The sequence below is a fragment of the Microcoleus sp. Aus8_D2 genome (genome assembly GCF_036702665.1).
Classification (GTDB): Bacteria; Cyanobacteriota; Cyanobacteriia; order Cyanobacteriales; family Microcoleaceae; genus Microcoleus.
This window is the reverse complement of record NZ_JAUBUN010000070.1, coordinates 21,204-27,573: the sequence shown is the minus strand read 5'-3', so window position 1 is coordinate 27,573 and position 6,370 is coordinate 21,204. Positions and strand designations below refer to the sequence as shown.

Genomic DNA, 6,370 nt, shown 5'->3' with positions numbered 1-6,370 from the left:
TGTCACAGCGGCAAATGTCACTGTTGCTGGTAGTACAGTCACCGTTAATCCCACGGCAGATTTAGCACTCGGTACTGGTTATTACGTTGAAATTGCTGCTGGTGCAATTAAAGACTTAGCAGGTAATAATTATGCCGGTACTACAGGTGCAACTGCTTGGAATTTTACCACTGCTACCGTGGCTGCTGTCACCCCTGATACCACAGCGCCTACTTCCAAAGCGCCTCCAGATACCGCCGCTATTGATATTGGCTTTAACAAGCTGCAAGAGTCTCTCACTAACAATCTGGCGGCTCAAATCCCGGTGGTGGGTGATAAACTCAAGGCCCTTGCCCCTGATTTTCTAAACAGCATTAAGAACAGGTTGATCGCGGATCTCAAAGCGGCGCCGAGCTGGGATGCAGTGAAGTTTCAAGATACTATCAAGACTTCCCTTGGCAAAGACTTCCCCAACCTGACAATTACGGGTTCAGTTGGGGCAAACGGAGAAGCTAAAGTTCTGGTTAACCTGAGCAAAGAGTACGCCAAAACGCTGAAACTTGATGGTAATTTGGGACTGCCGGCGCTGGGATTGAATACTCAGGGCGATGCCAACGCCAAATTCAAGTACGGATTGGACTTGGGATTTGGTCTGAATCAGGATGGCTTCTTCTTCGATACAAACAATACAAAGCTTGCTCTCAACGCTGAAGTAGGCTTAGCCAATAATTTTACGGGCAAAGCCAATCTGGGTTTCTTGCAACTGGATGTGGCAAACAAGGGCACTAACCCGACTAAAATTAGCGGTGATTTTAAGGCATCTCTAAAAGATTTAACCCCCGCCCAAGGAGGAATCAATGATGGGCGGCTGACCTTAAATGAACTGAGCAAGGGTAACTATAAACTCTCCGACTTGATTGGTACGAGTTTAGATACCAAAGCCAACATCGGCTTGAGTGCAAAAACGAGCATTAATGGCAGTGCTGCGATTCCGTCCTTCAATTTTGACCTCAACGCAGCTTTCCCGGTGCTGAAATACGAAAACGGCAAGTGGAGCGGGCCGCAAAAACCCAGTGTTGAATTCAAGAATATGCAGCTTGACTTGGGGAGTTTTGTCACGAATTTTGCGAAACCTGTTATTACCAAAGTCAATGAAATTGTTAAGCCGGCTCGTCCTATCATTAGTGCTCTCAACAGCGATATTAAACTGCTGTCTGAATTCAGTCCTATCAGGAAGATATTTGACCAAAACAGTGATGGTAAGGTCACGCTGATCGAAACAGGTGCCACTCTCACAGGCAAAAAAATCGATACTCGATTCCTAGATGGCCTTGAGTATATCGGCCAGGCTAGTGATTTGCTCCAAGATATTTCCTCTCAAGATGGCAACATTGCTATAGATCTGGGTGACTATGCGATAGATTTCGACGCCACCGATCCCAAGGCTGATACTAAAACCGCTAAGACAACTAAAACCAAAACAGCGACATCTTCCACCGATCAAGCTAAATCGAAGTCGAACGGAAAGACTCAAAAGTTGCTTACCCTATTCCAAAAGATGGATGGGTTGAGTTTACCTATATTGAACGATCCTGGTACCGCGATCGATTTACTGATGGGTAAACCGGATGTCACCCTGTTTGCCTATAAAGTGCCTAACCTAGACTTTAACTTCGGAATTAACAAAGAGTTTCCTATCTACTCAATTCCCGTTGTAAATTTAGGTATCAACGGCAAGTTAGAGGGAAATTTTGAAGCGAAAGCGAACTTTGGGTTCGGGTTTGATACTTCTGGACTTGCTCAATGGAAACAATCTGGCTTTAATCCCTCAGATGCCTATAAAGTTCTCGATGGCTTCTACGTGAGCGATCGCCAAAATGCCGATGGTACGGGGCCCGATGTTAATGAACTCAAGCTCAAAGCTAGTATTAAGGCTGGGGGCGGGGTTAGCATTGGAGTAGCAAAAGCTTATCTTACGGGCGGAATTGAGGCGAATGCTAAGTTAGATTTGATCGACGTGGAAGAAGGGGAATGGATCATTAATCCCGATCAAGTTGAGTATGTACGGCGGCGGCTGCGTGAAAAATTGGACTCACTAAATAGCAATTTCTCCTTCACAAACCCGCCAGCTCTCGATAGATCGGCAGCGGACAACTTTAACCCTTATGCTAAAAATATGCCGGAGGAATTTGATAGGGTTTCACTGTTAGCGTCAAGAGGGAAGTATTTTATAGAGGGATGGAAAGAAAAAAAGAGGTCTGGAAGAAGCATAATGGGATTCTCCTCTCCTAATGCTAGCTTAGAGATAAACGACCTAAGAGGCTACCTATTGGATGAGTTCAATGATACAAGAAGGAATTTGATCGGAACGGGTGACGGCAAAATCCGCGCCTCAGAAATTACTTCCCGCATCAGTAATCCGCTGAGCCTGTTTGAAATCAATGGGGATGTGAAAGCAGCACTAGATTTTAAGGCTGAGTATTACACACCCTTTAGCTGGAAAACGGCTTACGAGAAACGCCTGGCCGAAATAACACTTGCCGATTTCCGGTTGGGAACTGGTTCGACGCGCAAGAGTCGTGCCATTGACGGTTACATAACGGGTGGACAAGTCTTCTTTGATGGCAACTTCAATGGGGTGCAAGATGATAATGAACCCTTCGCCTTTACTAACCCCGATGGCAGCTTCGATCTCACAATAGAACTAGAAAAGTTTGACAACAATAAAGATGGCAAGATCGACTATACCGAAGGCAAAATTATTATGGCCAACGGGATAGATGTCTCGACTTATTTGCCTCTAGACACTCAGTTGTCTTCTACTCCAGAATCGACAGTGGTAACTCCTTTAACAACTGTTATCGCTGCGTTAGTGGAGCAAGGAACTAACCCTGAAACGGCCCAAACTCAGGTGAAATCGGCTCTGGGATTGTCGGCAGGAGTGGACTTGGGCAGCTACGACGCATTGGAAGCTATTGCCAACGGTGACGCTCAGGGTGTATCGGTGTTTGCCTCAATGATTATGGTGCAAAACACGATCGTCCAGACGGCGAAATTAATCGACGGGGTTTCGGACAGACCCTTGGCACTGCTAGGAAATGCCGCGATATTCGCGATCGCGAATATCCTCGAAGCTGGCACTCCGGTTGACTTGAGCAAGCTAGAGACAGTTCAGGCAATTGTACAGGGTGCGATCGCTGCTGCTGCCACGGAAGACAGCAATCTCAACACACAGCAGCTAGCCAGCGTCACCTCGGCTGCTGCACAAATAATGGTCCTGGGCAATCAAATGGTCAAGGAGCTCGTCGCTAGCGGTCGCCCCATCAAAGATATCGCCACGGAAATTACCAAATTGCAGGCGGTATCGGTGGGTCAAATCGCAGTCGGACTGCCGGAATTGGCAGCGGGAACCAAGACGATCGAGCAGTTCCTGGCTGAGAACACAAAAGAAGCGATCCTGAAGAAAATCGAGACAGTGGCGGTGAATGACCCCACCATTCGCCCCACCTTCGAGAAGATCGATCCCAAAGACTTGCTGGTTCCTTATGAACTTACCTCTAGCGAAATCGACACCGACACTGGCGCCACACCCGTCACACCAACACCGATCACATCAGGAGCACAGACACCGACTCGATCGGTAGCACCAACACCAAAGACCACTCCAACCCCATCAGAAACACCATCGGCAACACCATCGGCAACACCATCGGCAACAACATCCGAAACAGCAACTCCCACGCCAACAACTAATAACGCCTCAAATGATGACTGCATTTGCGACGAAATTACCTATCCCAACTTAAACCGACCCAACTCAGTTGAAAACACCATACTGGGCGCATCCGGCATTCAGATAGGCACTGCCCAAAACGATGAATTACTAGGTAGCAATGCTGCCAATATATTCGATGGCAAATCCGGGGATGACAACTTATACGGTGGTGCCGATGACGACATTATTAATGGCGATCGAGGCAATGACTTCATCGCCGGAGGCAAGGATAATGACACCCTCTATGGAGACGAAGGTAACGATATCATCCTTGGCGAGTCTGGTAACGATTTAATGTATGGAGGCAAAGGCAATGACTTGTTACACGGTCGCGAAGGTACTGACATCATTTATGGCAACAAAGATGATGACTTCATTGATGGTGGCAAGGATAATGACACCTTATATGGAGGCAAAGGTAATGACATCATGCTTGGCAGTCAAGGTGATGACAACCTGTTTGGACAGGATGGAGATGATACCCTCTGCGGTGGGGTAGGTAATGATTTAATCAACGGTGACGCCGGAGCGGACATCCTGGGTGGCTGTGCCGGAAATGATACTCTTTTCGGAGGCGCAGACAACGATACTCTCACTGGTGGGAAAGGCGACGATCTCCTCGACGGAGGTTTGGGAAATGATAGTTTGATCGGCGGTAGCGGCAACGATATCTTTGTCTTAAAAGCCGGTCAAGGATTTGACATTATTGCTGATTTTACGATCGGTCAAGATGCGCTCGGATTGAGCAGAGGTTTGAGTTTTGGACAGTTGGAAATAACTCAAAATACTCAGGGAACAATTATCAAGAACCTCTTGACAGGGGAGCAGTTAGGTGTTCTGGCTGGAGTCAATGCAAACTCAATTACAGCAGCGAATTTCATGCTGATTTAGAGAAGAATATAATGCAATACGGTTCAGATAAGACCGATCCCCCCTAGTTAAGAGGGCGGGCACGGAGGCACCACCCCTACAAAGGGGGGGACAAGAAGTTGCTCTTGCGTCCCCCAACAATCAGGGGGAGTAGGGGGTATGCGAGGGGGATCTCCGGGGAATTAACAGTGTTAACTGAACCGTATTGGAATATAAGGCCCAATACGCTTGGTTTAGCGGTTGTCATTGCGAGGAACGAAGCAATCGCAGTTTCTTTTTTTCACAGCATGAGGCTTCCATAACAGTCTTATCTGAACCGTATTGATATAAGGTCGATCGTCCTTCAAAAACTAAGGGCGATCGACCTTATTGATTTATGGTAATATCAATTTTTTATGAGGGTGCATAGAATTCCGATCCCCCCTAACCCTCCTTAATAATACCAATTTAAAAAAACATTGCTACACAAAAGAAATTAGAGGTTTTCACCTGTAGGGACGTAAGGCCAAGCCGTATCCGGCAATTTATGATGATCGCAGATAACTTATATATGGTCAATCATCGTAGCAACCATTTGTCAAAATGGTATAAGCTATGCTTTATAAGGATCTTTCTTAACCAAAAATTTGACAAAAGTAACTACTTATGTAGTAGATATCGGGGCGTTGGCTTTCTGTGAGAATACCAATTTTTAGGGAAAAAGAGCTGATTGATATCAGTGGCGAGTCATTGATTTGCGGTTAGCTCACGGGTCTGACTCGAACGCACATTTTTGGGCCTTGAGAATAAAGTATTTGGCTCCTCGGCAGTGCGATCGAGCGCCCAAATTATCGCTCAATTCACAAATATAATTAGCCATCCCAGCTATATTACTCCTCAAAAACTCTGAGTTCAAGTTGTGTTTAATTCATGAAAAAGTAGCCAACCCCTCATAATATCATCTAATCTTCTTAGACCGCGCCACAAAGTCTTAACCCCTGGAAAACCATCATTTTTTTGACCCAAAAAACCTCCTAATTTAGCAATCTAACCCACTACCTCTCCTAAAGTCGGCGGGTGAGAATGAGGATAGATTGTCTGATGAATTGTCGCATAAAGAGCCTGCCATTGCGCAGGTTCTAGTATTTGTTCGCAACTAACATCTGGAGCGTGACGAGCTTCATAAATAATATAAAGCAAACGCCAAGCTACAATAGAATAAGTAGCCAAAGCCATCTCCAATCTTTGTGCTGTTTCTAGTTGTAGTTTCTCAATGCCACAACCACTCTTTAACACATAATGATAACGCTCAATCAGCCAACGATAGCTATACCATCTCACATAAGTATTTACATCCTCAATACAAGTAATTTGTGAGTTGTATAATTTAATTCTGTGGTATCTTGGATTGCTAGGATAACCTGATGATTTTTAATTCTTGATAACGTCGCATCTCTAGGTCCTTCTCGCAGTTGAGCTGGTTTGATATATGGTGAGTCCCAAAAATCATAAGTAGCCTGAGTTTCTGCCCATGTGCCACTAGCTTTTGGTACACTAGATTCTGGCTTATTGCTCAAATTCGAGACAATTTTCATAAATCTATTGGTTCTTCTTACATCTCCCAATTGAGTTTGTTCTAATTCTTGCTTGACCCATCTTTCAATCATTTTAACCTTCTTCCTGGGATCTCGCCCGCTCTTTACACAGCACAGATGTGAGTTTTTGTCAAATTTTTGGTTAAGAAAGATCCTTATAAAGCATAGCTTC

Annotated in this window: 2 protein-coding genes and 1 pseudogene; 1 reads left to right on the top strand and 2 read right to left on the bottom strand. The window is 45.4% G+C overall.

The annotated features are described in order from the left end of the window. Positions 1–4,645, top strand: a 4,645-nt coding sequence (locus tag QUB64_RS31370) for an Ig-like domain-containing protein (protein ID WP_333394320.1), incomplete at its 5' end; no start/stop codon positions are given. A gap of 870 nt (positions 4,646–5,515) precedes the next feature. Here the strand turns inward: QUB64_RS31370 and QUB64_RS33135 are convergent. Further along, a pseudogene (locus QUB64_RS33135) lies at positions 5,516–5,989 on the bottom strand (IS4 family transposase); the annotation flags it as partial. Beyond that, positions 5,953–6,270 carry an IS4/Tn5 family transposase DNA-binding protein gene (locus QUB64_RS33130; protein WP_442921735.1) on the bottom strand — a complete coding sequence of 106 codons (318 nt, stop codon included), beginning with the start codon at positions 6,268–6,270 and terminating at the stop codon, positions 5,953–5,955. The gene QUB64_RS33130 and the pseudogene QUB64_RS33135, both read right to left, overlap by 37 nt. Positions 6,271–6,370 lie beyond the last annotated feature (100 nt).